The sequence below is a fragment of the Siminovitchia fordii DSM 16014 = CIP 108821 genome, from assembly GCF_000374565.1.
Lineage (GTDB): Bacteria > Bacillota > Bacilli > Bacillales > Bacillaceae_C > Siminovitchia > Siminovitchia fordii.
In genome coordinates, this window is record NZ_KB894688.1 from 234,963 (window position 1) to 251,791 (window position 16,829).

The window sequence follows — 16,829 nt, forward strand, 5'->3', positions numbered from 1 at the left end:
CTTAATGACTCCCTTTTTTTTACAAATATATCAACCTATTTATTTGATGCGTTCTTTTTATGCATATGCTTGCATGACAATTGACGAATGACACATTGTCACTTACACTTATATTATAGATATGACAATGTGTCACAAAAGGAGTCTGAATATGGCATCGATAGCTTCAAAAGAACTTGACAACGTGAAAAATCTGAAGGACTCATTGGTCCGTTTCATGATGACTTACAAATTTGCCTTGGATGAAGTGAATACGAAAATTAATATTTTAAAACAGGAATTCCAATACGCCGACGATTATAATCCGATTGAACACGTCACATCTCGGCTAAAGTCACCCGAAAGTATTATCAGTAAAGCTTATAGAAAAGGATTTGGTCTTACACTTTCGGCAATCAAGGAAAACATCCGGGACATTGCCGGAATCCGGATCACCTGCTCGTTCATTTCCGACATATATAAAATTAGCCGCATGTTGCAAAGCCAAAAAGATATTACCTTGATTGAAACCAAAGATTATGTTAAGAATCCGAAACCTAATGGTTATCGCAGTGTACATTTGATTATCCAGATTCCCGTTTTCATGTCCGACAGGGTAGATCATGTATTTGTAGAGGTACAAATCCGGACAATTGCAATGGATTTTTGGGCAAGCCTGGAACATAAAATCTACTATAAATATGATGGCGAAATACCAAGTGAACTGAAGGAAGAATTAACTGAAGCTGCCTTTACGGCCTTGAAGCTTGATGAAAAAATGGAAAAGATCCATGATCAGGTGAACAAAATCAAAGAGCATAACCAATTTGAAAGCAGCCTGCCATTTGACGGGCGGTTCCAAATCACCGAAGAGATTTTAAAAGAAATAAAGAATGAGGAGTGAAAAAGCTATGCTTCCAATGGCAAATCTCCCTCCTTTCATACAGAGGGAACTTGAAAAGTTGAATGAACTCATATCCCCTTTATTGAAAAAGGCATCAAAATATGGATTTTGGTCCCTTCCTTTGATCCTTATCTCTGTTTTTAATTTAGTGACCATCTTATTTTTCATTCCGGACAGGCAAAACATGGTGCTGACAATCATCCTTTACGCAGTATTAGGAGCATTTGGTATGGCGATGTCCAAGGAAGCTAAACACCATAGGAAAGAGATTCAAAAGATCAGTGTCGATTACGTCATCAGCCGAATTGAAAAAAGTGACATCGCTTCGGCTTCCCTGAAAAGGAAATACACAACAATGGTAAAAGAGTCGCCGGTACTGGCCATCAACCACTTTGTACAGTTCTTGGAAGCGGAAAATAAAGAGAATTCATAAAGGATGAAAGACATTATGCCAAAGTTGACGTTTTATAATTTACCTGATGAAAAAAAACGAGTATTGATTCGTGCGATCAAAAGTGAATTTTCAAGAGTCCCTTTATTTGAAGCTTCCATTTCCAACATTGTAAAAGCAGCCGGAATTCCGCGAGGAAGCTTCTATCAGTATTTCGATGATAAGGACGATGCCTTTTTTTTCTTGCTCGATGAATTGGCAGAAAAAGAAAAATACAATTTCCTTTCCATATTAAATGAATGTGAGGGGGACCTGTTTGAGACAGCTATTGCCTTTTATGAACGGATGCTTGAAGAGGAGGAGCATTTTCACTTTTTGAAGAATGCATTCCTAAATATGACGCAGAAAATAGAAAGCTCTTTTACCCGAACGATCAACGACAACAATAAAAACAGCGAGAACTTCAAAGCGACAGCGGCATTGATCGACAAGAGTAACCTGAACATCTCCAGCGAAAAGGAGCTGTTTCATGTTCTGCAAATCATTACAACTATTACGTTCCGAAATTTGGTTGAAACGTTCGCCCATAATTTGTCTCACCAGGAATCACTGGATAATCTTAAAATGGAAATGACTCTAATCAAAAAAGGGGTGGTCCGAGAATCTGCATTCAATTAAAGAACAGTCATGCAACGGGTCTGCCAGGAGTCAGATATAGTCTATATCATCAAAGATAGGCAGGGAGCCAACCTCCTTGCCTGTCACATGTTTTCCAAACTGCGGTACGCTGGCATCATATGAATCTGTATTGCCTTTCTACTCACTTGCCGAATGAAACCGCCCCCGAAAAATGATGGAATTTCTTAAGGAACCTCAGAATTATTTCTCGGGAAATATGTCGAATGCACCCCCTACTTTTTTATCCCTGTACAATTTCGATTGAATCCCATAAAATATGGATAAAAAATACGGGAGGGAATTCCCATTAGTGTTATTGGCGTGTCAATCGTCATTTTACTTTTTGTGTTTATCAAAAATCATACATCTTTATTTGAGAACAAGAAAAATGTATCTATTCCCGTTTCCATATTTGAAGCTTCAGCTATTATCATTTTAATTTTATTGCTGGAACACTTTATCCCCTTTTTAAGATAGGACAACTTTGATTGGAGGCAGGGTTTCATGAGCAAATTGCACTTTCATTCCGTATGGGAAGACAGACTGCCGCAAAAGCAAAAGGATGATCTGAACAAATTTCTTGGAGGGCTTGCACCGATACATAAGGAATTCGGTGTTGCACTTGTCAGAGGAAAATATAAGAAAAATGGCGGTGCAGTTGCAACTGTGTTGTTGAGGAATGGTTTTGAAAAACCAATGGATATCGAGCGTGTGAAAGCCAAAATCTTAGACAAAGATAACCTTTTGATCGCTGAAGAAGAATTTGAACTCGATCTTCGATTGCAAGCGGAATCTGCACTGCCTTGGTCATTTGTTTTTTCCAAGGATTCCGTTATAAGGCCGAATATTGATCCCGATAACTGGATGATACAGGTTCATTTACCAATAAAAAAAGAGTGACATAAACGCCGCTCTTTCTTGCTCTTGATTTATTTGGATTTCAGCATGGCTGTTTTACTTTAAAAAACAAAGAATTGAGATCCTTGATAATAAAATCCGGATAAATCTTTGTTTTATCGACGTCCTCTTTCCTTGCTACCCCTGTCAGAACAAGACACGTACGAATTTTGCTGAATTTGCCCAATAGAATATCGGTTTCCAGCCGATCACCCACAATCAAGCACTGGTCGCTTTCCACATTTAATTCCTTCAGGATCCGCTCGCCGTAAAAAGCCGAAGGCTTCCCGGTTACCTGGAAGATGGACTTTCCTGATGCGACTTCAATGGCACGGGCGATGGCATAGGTATCGGAAACGAATCCTCCCGGAACCGGGCATGTCGGATCCGGATTGGTCACTATGAGTTTCGCTCCGTTTCTAACAGCATTCATGGCCATGTTCAATTTTTCATACGTGAAGGATCGATCCAATCCCACCAATACATGTGTCGCTTCCGAAGGGTCCTCCGTCACCTTTAATGAAAAATGATTGAACTCTGTCCTGATTGCTTCTTCTCCTACAACATAAATGAGAGCATCTGGAAAATTCTCCGAGAAATACAAAGCCGATATGAAAGGTCCTGTCAATATTTCATTGCTGCATACGTCTATACCGAGGGATTCCAGCCTTCTCCGGCACTCTTCCCTTGTCTGTGTAGGTGAGTTTGTAATGAATAATACTTTTTTATGATTCATTCTCAACGTTTCGAGCGTTTCTTTTGCTCCGGGCAAAATTTGATTCCCCAAATAAATCGTCCCATCTAAGTCAAAACAATATGCTTCAAAATCATCAATATTCATCGATTCATTCCCCCGTTGTCAAGAAGAAGTAAGCAAAGCCTCAAATTGAATCTCTTTATTCATTAAACGCTTCTCTGATTTTTTATCGAAGATATGAACTGCCTCTTCATTAAAGTAGAGATTGACCTTGTAACCGATCTTCAAGGCATCGTCCGTTTTACATTTAATTACAATTTGTTGATTGGCCAGCCGTGTATGAACAAGCATTTCTGCACCATTTATTTCTATTAATTCCACTACTCCTTTTAAAGTGGTTTCTTCACTTGCTATGGAAATGTCCTCCGGCCTGATTCCCATAATAATATCTTCATTCGTATTTTCCTTTATAAGGATTTTCTGACTTTGTGAAAACTGATAAAATGCTTCGCCTAAACCGAATACAAATCGATCTCCCTGTACTCTCCCTTGCAGGAAGTTCATGCCCGGCAATCCGATAAACCCAGCCACGAACATATTCTCAGGTGTTCTGTAAACTTCGGAAGGTGTACCGATCTGCTGAATTTCCCCATCTTTCATAATGACAATTCTTGTGGCCATCGTCATGGCTTCTGTTTGATCATGAGTGACATAAATCGTCGTTGTTCCCAACTGCCGATGCAGCCTGATAATCTCAGCTCTCATGTGTACACGCAATTTTGCATCCAGATTGGATAGCGGTTCATCCATCAAAAAAATGCTTGAATTCCGGACGATCGCTCTCCCCAAGGCCACTCTTTGTCTCTGACCGCCTGAAAGTTCTTTCGGCTTCCTTTTTAGCAGGCTTGTCAAACCCAGGATTTTGGCAGCTTCCTCCACTTTTGCCTTCACCTGATTCCTAGGCATCTTTTGACGCCTCAATCCAAAAGCCATGTTTTCGAAAACGGTCATATGAGGATATAACGCATAGTTCTGGAAAACCATGGAGATCCCCCGGTTTTTTGGTTCTATCTCATTGACCCTGCGGCCATCAATCAATAAATCTCCATCAGATATATCTTCCAATCCGGCAATCATTCTTAGAGTAGTTGACTTACCACATCCCGAAGGACCGACAAGCACAATAAACTCCTTTTCTTCAATATTCAAATTGAAATTTTTAACAGAATGATTTGAGCTGCCAGGATATTTTTTGTGTACTTTATTTAATTGAATTTTCAACATCTTCTATCCTCCAGCTTTTCATTTTTACAAAATTCTTCGAGTTCTCGGCACGCTCTAGAGTATTTGTTTCAAATACGTACTTCAACTCCCTGTCTTCCAAAGCAAATAATAAAGGCTGAAAAGGGATGGTCCCTTCACCGATCTGCAAATGTTCATCACTTAAGCCATGATTGTCATTGATATGAAGTCCGAATAAATAAGGAAAGACTTTTTGACATTCTTCTAAAAACTGATGTTTCTTATTCATATAGCAGTGCCCTGTATCTAACATGATGCTTGCACGCGGATCATCAATCATTTGTATAACTTTTATAAGCTCATCCATAGAGGTACCTACAGCCATTTCCGCATGGGGAACATTCTCTATCACAAGCTTCGATTTTTCCGGTAAATCCCGAAGCATTTTCTTCGAAAACCGGGCCGCTGATTCAACCCCGTTATCAACTGATGGATTGGTTCCAAGATGAAATAAAACATAGTCCACTTCCAATATTTCAGCGATGAACAAACATTTTTTCCAAAGCTGCTCTGTCTCTTCATTTGGCAATGCTGGGTTGAATCCATCAATCGGAAGATGAAAACCGAACGAGATTCTATTTCTTTTACCTAGGCTTGCAATCTTCTCTAAATGCTCCCTATCCATGTCCAGCAGCGACCTGCCATGATGGATTCCTTCCCCCATTAATTCAATCGAATTCCAGCCTTTTGCAATGAGAGTACGAATGGCCGCTTCGATTGGCAGTCCAAACAATGTATATGTCGAAACCGAGTATTTCACATCTCTCCCGCCTTTCTGTTCATTTGATTCCCGAATGCATGAAGCTTGAAATGAATTGCTTCTGAAAAATGAAGAAGGCCATTAATAGCGGCAAGGCGACGAACAAAGTTGCTGCACCAACAACTCCCCATTGCGCGCCGGAATCGGACGCTTTGGCAAACATGGAAAGTCCAACAGTCAGTGGACGATTCTCATCGGAGTCAGTGATGATCAGAGGCCATAAAAAATTGCTCCATTGATGGCATACAGATATAAGTCCAAAGGCAATGTATGTTGGTTTCGCCAATGGAACATATACATGCCAGATCGTCTGAAGTCGATTACAGCCCTCCATTTTTGCAGCTTCTTCCAGTTCATACGGGATTCCTTTAAATGTCTGTCTTAGGAGAAAGATCCCGAAAGCGGAAATGAAATACGGTGCCATGATGGCAAGTTTCGTATCATATATTTCCAATTGGGCAATCGTGTTTGAGTTCGGAAAAATTAACAACTCAATAGGAATCATGATTTGTACAAGATAAAGAAGAAACACAATTCCCTGGCCGATAAAATTCATCCGGGCAAACGCATAGGCCGCCAGTGTCATCGTGACAAGCTGCACAGCAAGAATCACAATCACAATCAAAAGTGTATTGATATAATATTGACCGAAAGGAGCTGTATTCCAAGCCTCGTTAAAATTGTCGAACGTAAGTGAATACCCTGGTGCTTTTGTATCTTTAAAAGCCATGTATATGATTCCAAAAAGCGGAAGTGCCCAAAGCAGAGCTAAAACATAAGTAGAAATACTAATGAGGCGATTCAACTTAACACCACCTTAACTATAATGAATTTTCCGATCTGCCCCAAAGAACTGAATGGAGGCAATCACAAGCATCAGAATCAGTACAACCACTGTCGCTGCCGATGCTTTTCCGTAATCCAAGAAACGAAATGTACTTTCATAAATGTAATAAAGAAGAAGATTACTAGCGTTGTTAGGCCCACCTTGTGTCATAACGACAAGCTGATCCACGGTTTTAAACGCATTTGTAGTTGCAATGACAAATGAGAACAAGGTTGTCGGCATGAGCAGTGGAAAGATGATTTTTCTGAATTGAATCCACTTGGAAGCCCCATCCATATAGGAAGCTTCGAGTAATTCCTTCGGAATATTTTGAAGGGCGGCCAGATAAAAAATCATAAAGAATCCTGCTTCCTTCCAAATCACCATCACCATAATGGCAATAAGAGCCGTATTTGAATTTCCCAGAAGGTTCATTTCCCCTGCACCAAAAAACTTGAACAGGCTGTTGATCATTCCGTACTCGGGTGTATAAAAGAACAGCCAGATAAATGCAGCGGTTACCATCGGAATGACTACCGGATAAAAGAAGAACGTCCGTGCCAGACCACTACCTGCCATCGTCCGGTTAACTAGCACAGCAAGCCCCATCCCGATCAAGACGCTCGTCGGGACTGTCCCCAACGCGAATAGTAAATTGTTTATAAAAGCCTTCCGAAATACCTCATCTTCCCACATCATTTTAAAATTGCCCGAACCGATGTATACCGGATCTGCCGTTGATAAGTCCGATTGAAACAAGCTCATGATCAATGTCTTGATTATCGGATACAGCGTAAACATGACGAGGAAAATGAGGGACGGAAAGAGGAAAAGCCAGGCTGCTGCATTTTCTTTCATTTGATTGATTTTTCCCAATTCCTTCACCTCATCTAACAATTACTTATATGGCTTTAACAGCGCATCAGCCTCTTTTTGGGCTTTTTCAAGCGTTTTGTCTACGTCCGCACCGTCAATTGCCGCCTGGATGGCATCAGATAAAATCTTGATGATTTTGCCTTGCTCGTAAACGGAAATTTCTTTATGGGAATTTTCCAATTGCTGCATCGCAGTCAATGCCTGTGGAAATGAATCCGTGTACTCTTTTAACTCAGGAGTTTCATAGCTTGATTGACGGGTCGCAATATACCCTGTATCAATGCTCCATTGAGCCGCACGCTCAGTATCCGTAATCCATTTGATAAATTCCATTGAAGCGAGCTGTCTCTCTTCGGAAATATCCTTGAAAATGTAGAAGTTTCCTCCACCTGTCGGAGTGGCTGCACGCTCATTTTCCGGCAAATAGGCCACGCCGAATTCAAAGTCAGCGTTATTTTTAACATTCGTCAGGTTCCCTGTAGTTGATAACATCATAGCCGTCTTTCCTTCGATGAAATCAGCAGGAACTGTATTCCAGTCCAGAACTCCCTCCGGCATCACTTTGTGTTTTTGGGACAAGTCAACCCAGTATTGAAGTGCTTGTTTGGCTGCATCTGAATCAAAATAAACTTCTTTTCCGTCATCACTCATCAAGTTCCCTTCACCGGCTTGCAGGGCCAATGCCTGGTAGATCCAGTAACCACTGATTGTAGCAGGCAGCTCAATACCCCATTTTCCGTCTTTAGCCAGCTTCTTACCGTAGCCGACAACTTCATCCCAATTCTCAGGGGCTTTTTCAGGGTCCAGACCTGCTTCCTTGAATAGATCCTTGTTGTAATAAAGCAAAACGGTGCTCCGTTGGAACGGGACAGACCATGTTTTCCCTTCTGCCTGTGAGTTCAGCATGAAACCAGGAAAGAAATCATCCATCATTTGTTTGACTTCCGGATCCTTTTCAATCATGTCATCCAGAGGAAGAATGGCCTCTTTCAACTGAAATAGATCCACAGAAAGAAGTACGGCCATATCCGGAGATTTTCCGTTTTTCACTGCCGTCTGAACCTTAGTCATAGACTCATCATAGTTACCGCTATATACAGGAGTGACAGTGACTTTTTTTCCATCTACTTCAATTCCTTCTTTGTTGAATTCTTCAGCATATCCATCGATCACTTTAGTAATTTCGCCGCCGACATTCACCGGATAATACCAGGTTAGGTCAATGGTCTCCTCATTGGATTTTCCGGATTTGCCATCACTTGAATTGTTGTCTGCGCCCGAATTGGAAGAATTGCTGCCACACGCGCTTAATAGGGTAAAAACAAATAATAGGAGTGCCAGGAATATAGGTGTTTTCCTCATTCATTTCAACCTCTTTCTTATTGAGATATTGTTTCTGTTTCATCTTTACAGCATTTCTTAATCCCGATTTCACCTCCTTTTCCACCATAAAAAGACCACAAATATACTGTTTTTCATCAACAGATATTTGCGGCCTCTCTCATCGCGCCTGTTTGCTATGTACTTTTCAATTATTAATATACCGATCTATTATTTAGTTCCTATTAATTGAATGTAAAGATTCCTTAAAGATGATTGAAATCCAATTTCCAGAGCTTTGTATTCGAGGTAGTCACAGCTGCAGCTCCACGTTCCAACGCTTCTTTTGCATGCTCGGCGGTTGCCAGCAAGCCACCGGTTATAACAGGGACATGGGAAACCTCAGACAGTTTTTCCAAGAAATCGGGAGCCCTGCTTGGCATAATTTCAACAATGTCAGCCTGCAGGTGGTCCAAGCTCTCAAGCAGATGGTCATATACCTCTGTATCGATCAGAAACACCCTTTGAATAACAAACATCCCCTTGGATTTTGCCCGTTTAATGATGCTGGATTTCGTAGTGACAATCGCAAACGGTTTGATATAGTCAGCAATAAAATCAATCCCATACTGGTCCACCTGCAGACCGCCTATCTTCTCCACATGCATAATGACCGGAAGCCCCTCGCTTTGGAGCACATCCACATACTGTTTCACATTTAAAATATTCCCAGTCATCAAGATCACAGCTGATATATGATCTTTATACTTGATTGCCCTTTCAATCGATTTAGGCTCTTTAATGGCAGCAATCAACTTGTGCTTCTTCAATCTTGCTTCAAAAACTTTCATCATATTTGTGCTGCACCTCTTGTCTACTTGATCAATTCGCTTCTTTAATCTAGTGTAACCCAATAGGCTTCTTCATTCACTTGGCATTCAAAAAAGAAGACGTCAAAAATCGCCTTCTTCAGGACTCAATTGTTATGTCCAATCCCTCTATCTGCATTATTTTGCCAATCCAATAATTACTTTCTGTCATAATATAACTTTCTTCCTCATGGGCGATATTTACAAGCCATGGCTCTCCCTTTTTAAGAAAAGACAAATCCTCCGGCAGGTCGGGCTGCAGCCACGAATAGAGGGAACTGGCCGCCCTTTTTACAATCTTCTTTGCGTGACTATCCGCATGATAATAATAAACCTTCGCTTTTTGCCCTCCTCCCAACATTGTGCCTGTCCATTCATTCGTTTTCTTCACCACTTTTAGGGAGTTTTCCAGCTCCTTTAACAAAGGGGCGAACTTTCTTGTGGAACCCAAGTCTTTCCTGACAACCAAGTGGAATTCATCGCATATTTCAAATGCCAGATCTATCAGCTGCTCGTATACAGTGCCCCGTGGGTCTTGTTCGATGATAATCATGAGCCTCCCCCTTACTCCCCCCTTAATAAGAGGTATTCAGAATCATTTTATCATCCTACTTTCATAAGATTCATCCTTTAGCTAGTTTCACTAAACAGCTATACCTATTTTGCAAAGAATGGGTCTTTTTCCCTTTCCAAACATCCTGGGGGGCATACCTTAACATAGGTAAATTACTATCAATCATCGGAGGGATTTAGTTGTGAAAAAAATGGGCACGGATCCATCCAGACTTTGCAAAGAATTTGCAAAAATACTTGGCTCCACTCCCAGTATTGTAAATGGCGTATGTACAGCAACTCGGTCGAGAACCAATCTTCATCCTGTCGTACTTGGCAGACCGGCGGAATCCTTTATGTTTGTTCCCCAGGCTTTTTCATTTGAGAATGTCGGCAGAGGTGGAAAAGCCTTGTGCCTTGGTGAAACGGTAATTCTTCAAGAGGAAATCAATCCGTTTATGAGCAAGCTTCGAGAACATGGCATTATTGTCACAGCAGTTCACAATCATTGGCTTTTCGATAAACCCCGCCTGATGTATATGCATTTCGAATCCATCGAAGAGCCACTTATCTTCGCACGAAAGGTTAGGGATGCCATGCGGGTGTTGACCACACGACAAATCCATGTGGAATCAAGTTCACATCATCAGGAAAGCGAAGACCAAAGTGTTAAGATCAATAAGGAAAGACAGTCTAACAGCAGCCTATGTGATCAGTTCAGCCGTATTCTTAATGGAGAAATGCATACTTTTGAAGATGGGCAATGCATCGTAATGAGGTCACGCCATAATATCAGGCCGGTTGTTCTTGGAAAACAGGGACGTTCATTCCTGCTGATCCCGCAGATGTTTACTTTTGAATCAATGTCGGCAGACGGGCGGGCACTCTGCAGCGGGGAAACTGTCATTTTACAGGAAGAGATCAATCCGTTCATCAGCAAACTTCGCGAGCATGGAATTATTGTAACAGCTATTCACAACCATTGGTTATTTGATCATCCACGCCTCATGTATATGCACTGGGTTTCAATCGACCGGCCGCTGAATTTTGCAAGAAAGACCCGTGATGCATTAAGTGTACTGACGAACCGGCCTGTAAGGGTCAGAAGCAGATCATCTTTTCATAAATATAAAAGTTGACCAATTTTTTAGATCTTTATGATTGAGAAAAGAGGATTTTGTTTTTAGACTCATTTTGTTGCCGGGAGAGGAAATCGGGGAATTTAATACGAATTAGCCCACATGGGAAAATTCTATTATTGGCAGAAATGATCATTGAATACAAAATGAAAAAAAGGGGAAAGGGTCAATCTCCAAGCTTTGTATTCATGACTGGTTATTTTAAAACCTAACCGGTACGAATACAATTAATTTCAAAAATAAATAGGGACGCCAGCGGCAATTGGCATCCCGGCAATATGTGCTGGACTCCATGAAGTGCAGCAAACCAAAATAGAAGCATGACTCTCCTCATTGGTTATAGAATAGGAGAGTTTTTTTATAACCACTTCATACAACCTTGGCGATTAGTGAAAGCACCCATTTAACCCCGACAAGCCCGAGGAGGCAAGGCTTTTACCGCACGGAAATACTTTTGACGTAAGGAAGCCGGACAGTCATTGTTAGAGCAATAAGCGCCACCTACTTCTTATGAGTAAGCGACCGCTGCCACCCTTTTATGAAGTCATATCCTTGTTCTTTTTTATACATTATGATCATTTAAGACATCATTCCCTTGACCTTGGTGGCCTTTTCCTTCTTTTAATAAAGTAATAAATCCCCGCTCCAAGCAACACGAAAAGAAGAATGATTGGCAAATTACCTATAACCAGCACAACCAACCCTGATGCTGCGGAAAGCAGAAAGTTCAGACTGACAGCCAACTGTTTCTTTGTTTTTTCCCATGTATCTAAATTGTTGTCGCCCACTCCCGGAACAACGACTTTACTTTCCCGCATATATATTTCCACTGTCGAATAAGCCGTCTGATTTTCAAGGTACTTCATCTTGCCGACAAGGACCTCGATTTCCTCCTGCACTTTCGACAAATCCTTCGATATTTTCAGCAAATCCTCTGTCTTTTGGGCCTCCTTCATAAAACCAAGGAGCCTTTCCTCCACCGCTCGCTTCGATTTCAAACGGGACTCCAAATCAACATATTCTTCTGTCACGTCCTGTCCCGAAACATTTCTGCCCAAAACTTCTGTTGCAGTGTTTTCCGCATCCTCAAGAAAAGCCAGGAAGTGTTTTTCTGGAATCCGGACAATTGAATGTCCGCTCATCAGATGATTTTCATCCCGATATTCATTGGACTCAACAACATAGCCGCCATATTTTTTAACTTTCTTCTCGATATTTTGCTGGGCTTTTTCAAGGCTCTTCACCTGGACTTCCATGTTTGCTCGGTGAATGATCATGCGGTCACTCTCTTTAATCTGTTCATCCACCGTCGCTTCATCAGCAGGCTGCTCTTCCTTATCAATAACTGCAATCTCATTCGACCCGGAAGACTTATCCATTTGGGCCATTTCGGTGGTTGACTTGGATTCCTCAGTGTCGTTAGAGCTGCACGACACTAAAAATATGATCAGAAGAGAAGTGAGCAGTCTGTACAAGTATCCCTTTTTCATTCCATTAATCCTCCTTTCTAAATTAGACGGTTCAACATAAAAAAAATTACAGATTTATTCGTCCAAAGCCATATCCGTCTCCATATCATATTTACTTACAGAACAGAATTTCTTGGCTTGCCGGACAGATTTGATTTCAGCCTCTGTCTTTGGTGGGCAAGTGATGAAGGTTTCGATATTTTTTTCCTTATCGGCAAAATTGAACGAAACATCAATAGCAGATGAAAAACCTTGTACTTTTTCAATCAGAGAGACTAGCTGCTTCCATTCCTCTTTAGAATCCAAAAAAGCCTCCTCCATTTCCAAATGGACTCCAAGCATGACGTTAACTTCATGGAAAGGAGGAATTTTAGGTCCTTTTACAATATCCAGGCTTTCATACGTAGTATAATTCGTATCAATCGATGCTGCAGGATATATTTCCTTTGCAATCGGCTGTACCGCCTCCTTCAATTGGCGGGCCCACAAAACTTCAGGATATGTATCAACATATGTATACTCTGCAAAGCCTTCCTCTGCGTAAAATTCTAATTCCGGATCCGAGACAGGATAAAATTGCCCACCATAACTTCCAGCCTTAAAATTGTAAAAAGACTCTTTCAGGGTAAAATCCTGTTCATATTTTTCCTCCAGATATTTTTCCAGTTTCGCATCTACTGCCTTTTCCTTCCAGGGGAGGCCGTAAAAAGCGATGACAACCCAAGCAGCGATAGACACAACTATGACCGCAAACGAAACAATTAGTATCCATTTTCCAACCTTCATATCATTCCCCTTTTAACTATTATTCTTTTTCTAAAGTATATAGGAAAATACCAAAAAACAGTATTTCTTCCCAACATACAACAGCAAGTTTTTACCACGTTGTCCGTCAATAATATAAGACAGTTCGTTTAAAAATTGGGAATTTTATATAAAAAAGGACAGGCACTCGGGAAAGTCCCTATCCAACAAATTGAAGAATTTTACAATGATCATTCATATATGACTTCAGGAGATTCACCAAATACTTCTTCTGCATTTGTTTCAGTTGCTATTTCATCCATACCCGGATGGTAAAAGTAAAAGGCTCCCATTCCTTCCCCGACAGCTGCTAAATAAATCAATTTTGTCCCATCTCCTAATTGAGCGTCACTCAGAGCAAGCCCCCTGGACTTAACATCCAACACCTCCGGGTTCAATAAAAATAATTTTGTTACTGCAGCAAATTGCTCTTCTTTTGTTACAGCCAACTGATTTGGTTTTTCATGAATGCCATTCATCACTTCAATGTACTTTGCATTATTTGCCAACTCCGGATGAATATAGGCTTCATCATCTTGATTTTCACTGTTCTCATCTGATTTATTTGTTTCTTTCTTACTATCTTCTGAAATCATCCCATCTTCCTTCTCCTGTTCGGTTTCCTCTTCTTTCTTAGAACTTGATCCTTTTTCAACCTCAGTAGTCTCTTTTACTGAAGCAGGGGGATCTGTTTTTGAGCTGCACGCTGCTGTTAGCATGACAAGTACGCCAAGAAGTATGAATGCAAAATATTTCATGTTATTCTTCCACCTTCTATTTTTGATGTAAGCCGCTTCCGGAAGAGTGTATCTTCAGGGATGCCCAAAAAGCCTGTCGAGAAAATACCACTTTCTCTCTACAAGCTAAGCTTGTTTAGGTATTTTTTTACTTTGCTCTTCCTATTTGTTTAAAACCAAGAAATTAAAGTATTTGAAGTAGTCTTTTTACCTTTTCCTTCCGGATTATTAAAGACGAACTTTCCAAATTAGAGCATAACCCATCAACTCCATCTTGTAAAAAATTCAGTAAAAAGTGTGTAAAGTCCCCCCCCACTCTAAACCATTTCAAACTTTCTTGTTTTCCTCCATTCTATGTTAAGATGGCAATGGTATTTTGAAAAGAAAGGACTGAATGAAAAATTCCGAAGCAAACACCCCATACCAAACTGTTTATAGAATATCTCTACATTATTTTAGGAGCCGCGTTGGTCGGTTTGTCATACAATATTTTTCTTTTGCCGGCTAGGCTGGCAGCAGGCGGAGTTTCCGGCATCAGTACAATTCTTTATGAATTGTATCAATATAACCCTGCCTATGTTCAATGGCTCATTAATATTCCGGTCTTTATTGTTGGTTTTTTGGTTCTAGGCAAGGATTTCAGCTTTAAGACACTGGTCGGAACCTTCTTTGTCCCGTTCACCATTTGGCTAAGTGCAGACATTCCTTTTTCAATTGATAACCCTTTGCTGGCAGCCATTTATGGGGGGATTCTCCTAGGAATTGGTCTAGGAATTGTTTACAGGGGAAAAGGATCTACTGGAGGGCTGGCGACTGTTGCACAAATTGTTAAAAAGTATACAGGCCTGTCCAGCGGCTACTCACAGCTAATTGTTGATGGATTGGTTGTCGTAAGTTCCGCGTTCATCTTTAACTTTGAACTTGCTCTATATGCGATGATGGCCATTTATGTGACGAGCAAAGTGATTGACTTTGTCCAGCTGCAAACCTCACCATCAAAGCTTGTACTCATTATCACTGAGCAGGAAGAACGAATCCAAACCATTATCAAGGAAGAAATTGATCGGGGACTGACAAAAATCCGTTCCATCGGCGGTTTCTCCAACCAAGAAAAAACAATGATATTATGCGTTGTCGAACAGCAGGAAGCCGTTTATTTGAAAAAAGTACTGCAGGAACTGGAACCCTCTTCCTTTGTCGTCTTCCTCAACGCATCCGAAATCCTTGGAAGAGGATTTTCCACATCCAAATTCCATGAAACTGCAAAGTGAAAAAAGATCAGTCTTGTTTCAGATGAATTGTCTTTCGGATCAGAAGCTCTCAAGACTAAATAGGAGCTTCTGATGCTCTTTTGAAAATAAAGTATTTACATGTATCTCATGAACTCATCTGCGTTTCCATCCTCGGACACCGTTTGACTCGATACCGCGTCAACTGAATATATGATCTTAACACTTGGCTGATTATCTTGTTCCCCGTCCATTCTTTCCCTTCCCTTTCATAGACGTATCATATAGAACTTGGTACCATGAAATTACTCAAAAAAATCCCTGCCGAAAACTCCTGACGAAAGCGAGGTTTTTGAATTGTCATTATTAGCATTTATAACAATTCTTATTTCAGCTTTCATGCATGCCACATGGAATTATTTAGCTAAACAATCGGAGGGTGGATTTATCTTCGTTTGGCTTTATATGGCTGTGAGTACCATTATTTATCTCCCTTTTGTTATCGGTTTCTTTTTTATAGGCGAAGTTCAATTTGGCTGGATGGAATTTGCTTTTATATTGGGGAGTGCCATTATACACATGGTTTACGCTTTGACGCTGCAAAAGGGATATAAAGTAGGAGATCTTTCCATCGTTTACCCATTAGCTCGTGGATCTGCTCCCATCCTTATAGCAGGAGCGGCTTTTTTTCTCTATGAAGAAAAGCTGTCAATTATCGGGATCATCGGCATCAGCTTTATCGTTTTCAGCATTTTCATTTTGACGGGCGACCTTCGTCGCTTTAAGCAGCCGAATAACGGAAAGGCGGTTTTCTACGGATTGTTGACAGGTTTGCTGATTTCCTTCTACACTCTTTTGGATAAAGGTGCGGTCAGTGTTTTGCTCATGTCTCCATTACTGTTAAACTATGGTTCCATCTTGGGCCAGTTTCTGCTCATGAGTCCTTTGGCTTTGAAGAATAGGGAAAAGGTGAAGAATGAGTGGGAAATGAACAAAAAGAAAGCCATTGGGGTAGGAATTCTAAGTCCGCTGGCTTATATTCTCGTATTGATGACAATGCAATTTACACCCGTGAGCCACGTGGCTCCTGTTCGTGAAATCAGTATTTTAATCGGCACGGTAATGGGGGCCAGAATGCTTACTGAAGGAATCGGTTTACGAAGACCGGCCGCTGCTGCGATCATGGTCATCGGTATCATATCTGTTGCTCTTAGTAAATGAGTAAGGGATCTGACCCCAAGGGAGTAAATTAAATATACAGAGGATAGTTGGGTTAATATGATAACTAACTATCCTCTGTTGTATATATACTACTTTCATTTGTTTATTTAATCTTATTTTTAGATGGAGGCTATAACTTGACAATAATAATAAAAGGTAGTTGCTTCTCGTTGAAGGAG

Annotated in this window: 19 protein-coding genes; 8 read left to right on the forward strand and 11 right to left on the reverse strand. The window is 40.7% G+C overall.

The genetic code is table 11. The annotated features are described in order from the left end of the window. Positions 1–151: 151 nt before the first annotated feature. The 5 genes from C509_RS0108525 to C509_RS0108545 all read left to right on the forward strand — a co-directional run bounded on the left by C509_RS0108525 (position 152) and on the right by C509_RS0108545 (position 2,852). Positions 152–883: a GTP pyrophosphokinase gene (locus C509_RS0108525; RefSeq protein ID WP_018706504.1), complete on the forward strand. Its 732-nt coding sequence runs from the start codon at positions 152–154 to the stop codon at positions 881–883. A gap of 7 nt (positions 884–890) precedes the next feature. After that, complete coding sequence (locus C509_RS0108530) at positions 891–1,316, forward strand: DUF5392 family protein (protein WP_018706505.1); 426 nt, start codon at positions 891–893, stop codon at positions 1,314–1,316. Between the two features lie 15 nt (positions 1,317–1,331). Further along, entirely contained in the window at positions 1,332–1,952 is a 621-nt protein-coding gene (locus tag C509_RS0108535; RefSeq protein WP_018706506.1) for a TetR/AcrR family transcriptional regulator, read from the forward strand. 321 nt (positions 1,953–2,273) lie between these two features. Further along, positions 2,274–2,429 (forward strand): hypothetical protein, encoded by a 156-nt coding sequence (locus C509_RS26730; protein WP_018706507.1) that lies wholly within the window; start codon positions 2,274–2,276, stop codon positions 2,427–2,429. Positions 2,430–2,456: 27 nt separating this feature from the next. Further along, positions 2,457–2,852 carry an SLAP domain-containing protein gene (locus tag C509_RS0108545; protein ID WP_018706508.1) on the forward strand — a complete coding sequence of 132 codons (396 nt, stop codon included), beginning with the start codon at positions 2,457–2,459 and terminating at the stop codon, positions 2,850–2,852. 40 nt (positions 2,853–2,892) lie between these two features. Here C509_RS0108545 and C509_RS0108550 read toward each other — a convergent pair whose 3' ends face one another. The 8 genes from C509_RS0108550 to C509_RS0108585 all read right to left on the reverse strand — a co-directional run bounded on the left by C509_RS0108550 (position 2,893) and on the right by C509_RS0108585 (position 10,052). After that, the gene (locus C509_RS0108550; protein ID WP_018706509.1) at positions 2,893–3,690 is read right to left on the reverse strand and encodes an HAD-IIA family hydrolase; all 798 of its coding nucleotides are present in this window, start codon (positions 3,688–3,690) and stop codon (positions 2,893–2,895) included. A gap of 18 nt (positions 3,691–3,708) precedes the next feature. Then, positions 3,709–4,830 carry an ABC transporter ATP-binding protein gene (locus tag C509_RS0108555; protein ID WP_018706510.1) on the reverse strand — a complete coding sequence of 374 codons (1,122 nt, stop codon included), beginning with the start codon at positions 4,828–4,830 and terminating at the stop codon, positions 3,709–3,711. Continuing rightward, entirely contained in the window at positions 4,808–5,608 is an 801-nt protein-coding gene (locus C509_RS0108560; protein ID WP_018706511.1) for a sugar phosphate isomerase/epimerase family protein, read from the reverse strand. Before C509_RS0108560 ends, C509_RS0108555 begins: the two co-directional genes overlap by 23 nt. Before the next feature lie 19 nt (positions 5,609–5,627). Beyond that, complete coding sequence (locus C509_RS0108565; protein ID WP_018706512.1) at positions 5,628–6,413, reverse strand: carbohydrate ABC transporter permease; 786 nt, start codon at positions 6,411–6,413, stop codon at positions 5,628–5,630. A 12-nt stretch (positions 6,414–6,425) separates the two neighbouring features. After that, complete coding sequence (locus tag C509_RS0108570; RefSeq protein WP_425423159.1) at positions 6,426–7,292, reverse strand: carbohydrate ABC transporter permease; 867 nt, start codon at positions 7,290–7,292, stop codon at positions 6,426–6,428. 39 nt (positions 7,293–7,331) lie between these two features. Further along, positions 7,332–8,672 (reverse strand): ABC transporter substrate-binding protein, encoded by a 1,341-nt coding sequence (locus C509_RS0108575; RefSeq protein WP_018706514.1) that lies wholly within the window; start codon positions 8,670–8,672, stop codon positions 7,332–7,334. Positions 8,673–8,896: 224 nt separating this feature from the next. Next, entirely contained in the window at positions 8,897–9,484 is a 588-nt protein-coding gene (locus C509_RS0108580) for a glycerol-3-phosphate responsive antiterminator (RefSeq protein ID WP_018706515.1), read from the reverse strand. Between the two features lie 115 nt (positions 9,485–9,599). Beyond that, the gene (locus C509_RS0108585; RefSeq protein WP_018706516.1) at positions 9,600–10,052 is read right to left on the reverse strand and encodes a hypothetical protein; all 453 of its coding nucleotides are present in this window, start codon (positions 10,050–10,052) and stop codon (positions 9,600–9,602) included. A 211-nt stretch (positions 10,053–10,263) separates the two neighbouring features. Here C509_RS0108585 and C509_RS23675 point away from each other — a divergent pair, with 211 nt between their 5' ends. Next, a complete protein-coding gene (locus C509_RS23675) occupies positions 10,264–11,190 on the forward strand; it encodes a DUF1259 domain-containing protein (protein ID WP_245542454.1) in 927 nt (308 codons plus the stop codon). A 587-nt stretch (positions 11,191–11,777) separates the two neighbouring features. Here C509_RS23675 and C509_RS0108595 read toward each other — a convergent pair. From C509_RS0108595 to C509_RS0108605, 3 genes are all read right to left on the reverse strand, one after another. Continuing rightward, a complete protein-coding gene (locus C509_RS0108595) occupies positions 11,778–12,680 on the reverse strand; it encodes a DUF4349 domain-containing protein (protein ID WP_018706518.1) in 903 nt (300 codons plus the stop codon). Between the two features lie 54 nt (positions 12,681–12,734). After that, the gene (locus tag C509_RS0108600) at positions 12,735–13,445 is read right to left on the reverse strand and encodes a YfjL-like protein (RefSeq protein ID WP_018706519.1); all 711 of its coding nucleotides are present in this window, start codon (positions 13,443–13,445) and stop codon (positions 12,735–12,737) included. A gap of 209 nt (positions 13,446–13,654) precedes the next feature. Further along, positions 13,655–14,221, reverse strand: coding sequence for a hypothetical protein (locus tag C509_RS0108605; RefSeq protein WP_018706520.1), 567 nt, complete (start codon positions 14,219–14,221; stop codon positions 13,655–13,657). Between the two features lie 407 nt (positions 14,222–14,628). On the opposite strand from C509_RS0108605, the gene C509_RS0108610 reads away from it, so the two are divergent. Further along, positions 14,629–15,471 (forward strand): YitT family protein, encoded by an 843-nt coding sequence (locus C509_RS0108610; RefSeq protein WP_051088676.1) that lies wholly within the window; start codon positions 14,629–14,631, stop codon positions 15,469–15,471. A 315-nt stretch (positions 15,472–15,786) separates the two neighbouring features. Further along, the gene (locus tag C509_RS0108620; RefSeq protein WP_018706523.1) at positions 15,787–16,650 is read left to right on the forward strand and encodes an EamA family transporter; all 864 of its coding nucleotides are present in this window, start codon (positions 15,787–15,789) and stop codon (positions 16,648–16,650) included. Positions 16,651–16,829: the final 179 nt, after the last annotated feature.

What these genes read in the sequence shown, in the direction of transcription:
- C509_RS0108545 (WP_018706508.1), top strand. Translation starts at nt 2,457, where the DNA reads ATGAGCAAATTGCACTTTCATTCCGTATGGGAAGACAGACTGCCGCAA.
- C509_RS0108530 (WP_018706505.1), top strand. Translation starts at nt 891, where the DNA reads ATGCTTCCAATGGCAAATCTCCCTCCTTTCATACAGAGGGAACTTGAA.
- C509_RS0108570 (WP_425423159.1), bottom strand. Translation starts at nt 7,292, where the DNA reads ATGAAAGAAAATGCAGCAGCCTGGCTTTTCCTCTTTCCGTCCCTCATT.
- C509_RS23675 (WP_245542454.1), top strand. Translation starts at nt 10,264, where the DNA reads ATGGGCACGGATCCATCCAGACTTTGCAAAGAATTTGCAAAAATACTT.
- C509_RS0108595 (WP_018706518.1), bottom strand. Translation starts at nt 12,680, where the DNA reads ATGAAAAAGGGATACTTGTACAGACTGCTCACTTCTCTTCTGATCATA.
- C509_RS0108525 (WP_018706504.1), top strand. Translation starts at nt 152, where the DNA reads ATGGCATCGATAGCTTCAAAAGAACTTGACAACGTGAAAAATCTGAAG.
- C509_RS0108580 (WP_018706515.1), bottom strand. Translation starts at nt 9,484, where the DNA reads ATGATGAAAGTTTTTGAAGCAAGATTGAAGAAGCACAAGTTGATTGCT.
- C509_RS0108575 (WP_018706514.1), bottom strand. Translation starts at nt 8,672, where the DNA reads ATGAGGAAAACACCTATATTCCTGGCACTCCTATTATTTGTTTTTACC.
- C509_RS0108585 (WP_018706516.1), bottom strand. Translation starts at nt 10,052, where the DNA reads ATGATTATCATCGAACAAGACCCACGGGGCACTGTATACGAGCAGCTG.
- C509_RS0108600 (WP_018706519.1), bottom strand. Translation starts at nt 13,445, where the DNA reads ATGAAGGTTGGAAAATGGATACTAATTGTTTCGTTTGCGGTCATAGTT.
- C509_RS0108605 (WP_018706520.1), bottom strand. Translation starts at nt 14,221, where the DNA reads ATGAAATATTTTGCATTCATACTTCTTGGCGTACTTGTCATGCTAACA.
- C509_RS0108550 (WP_018706509.1), bottom strand. Translation starts at nt 3,690, where the DNA reads ATGAATATTGATGATTTTGAAGCATATTGTTTTGACTTAGATGGGACG.
- C509_RS0108535 (WP_018706506.1), top strand. Translation starts at nt 1,332, where the DNA reads ATGCCAAAGTTGACGTTTTATAATTTACCTGATGAAAAAAAACGAGTA.
- C509_RS0108555 (WP_018706510.1), bottom strand. Translation starts at nt 4,830, where the DNA reads ATGTTGAAAATTCAATTAAATAAAGTACACAAAAAATATCCTGGCAGC.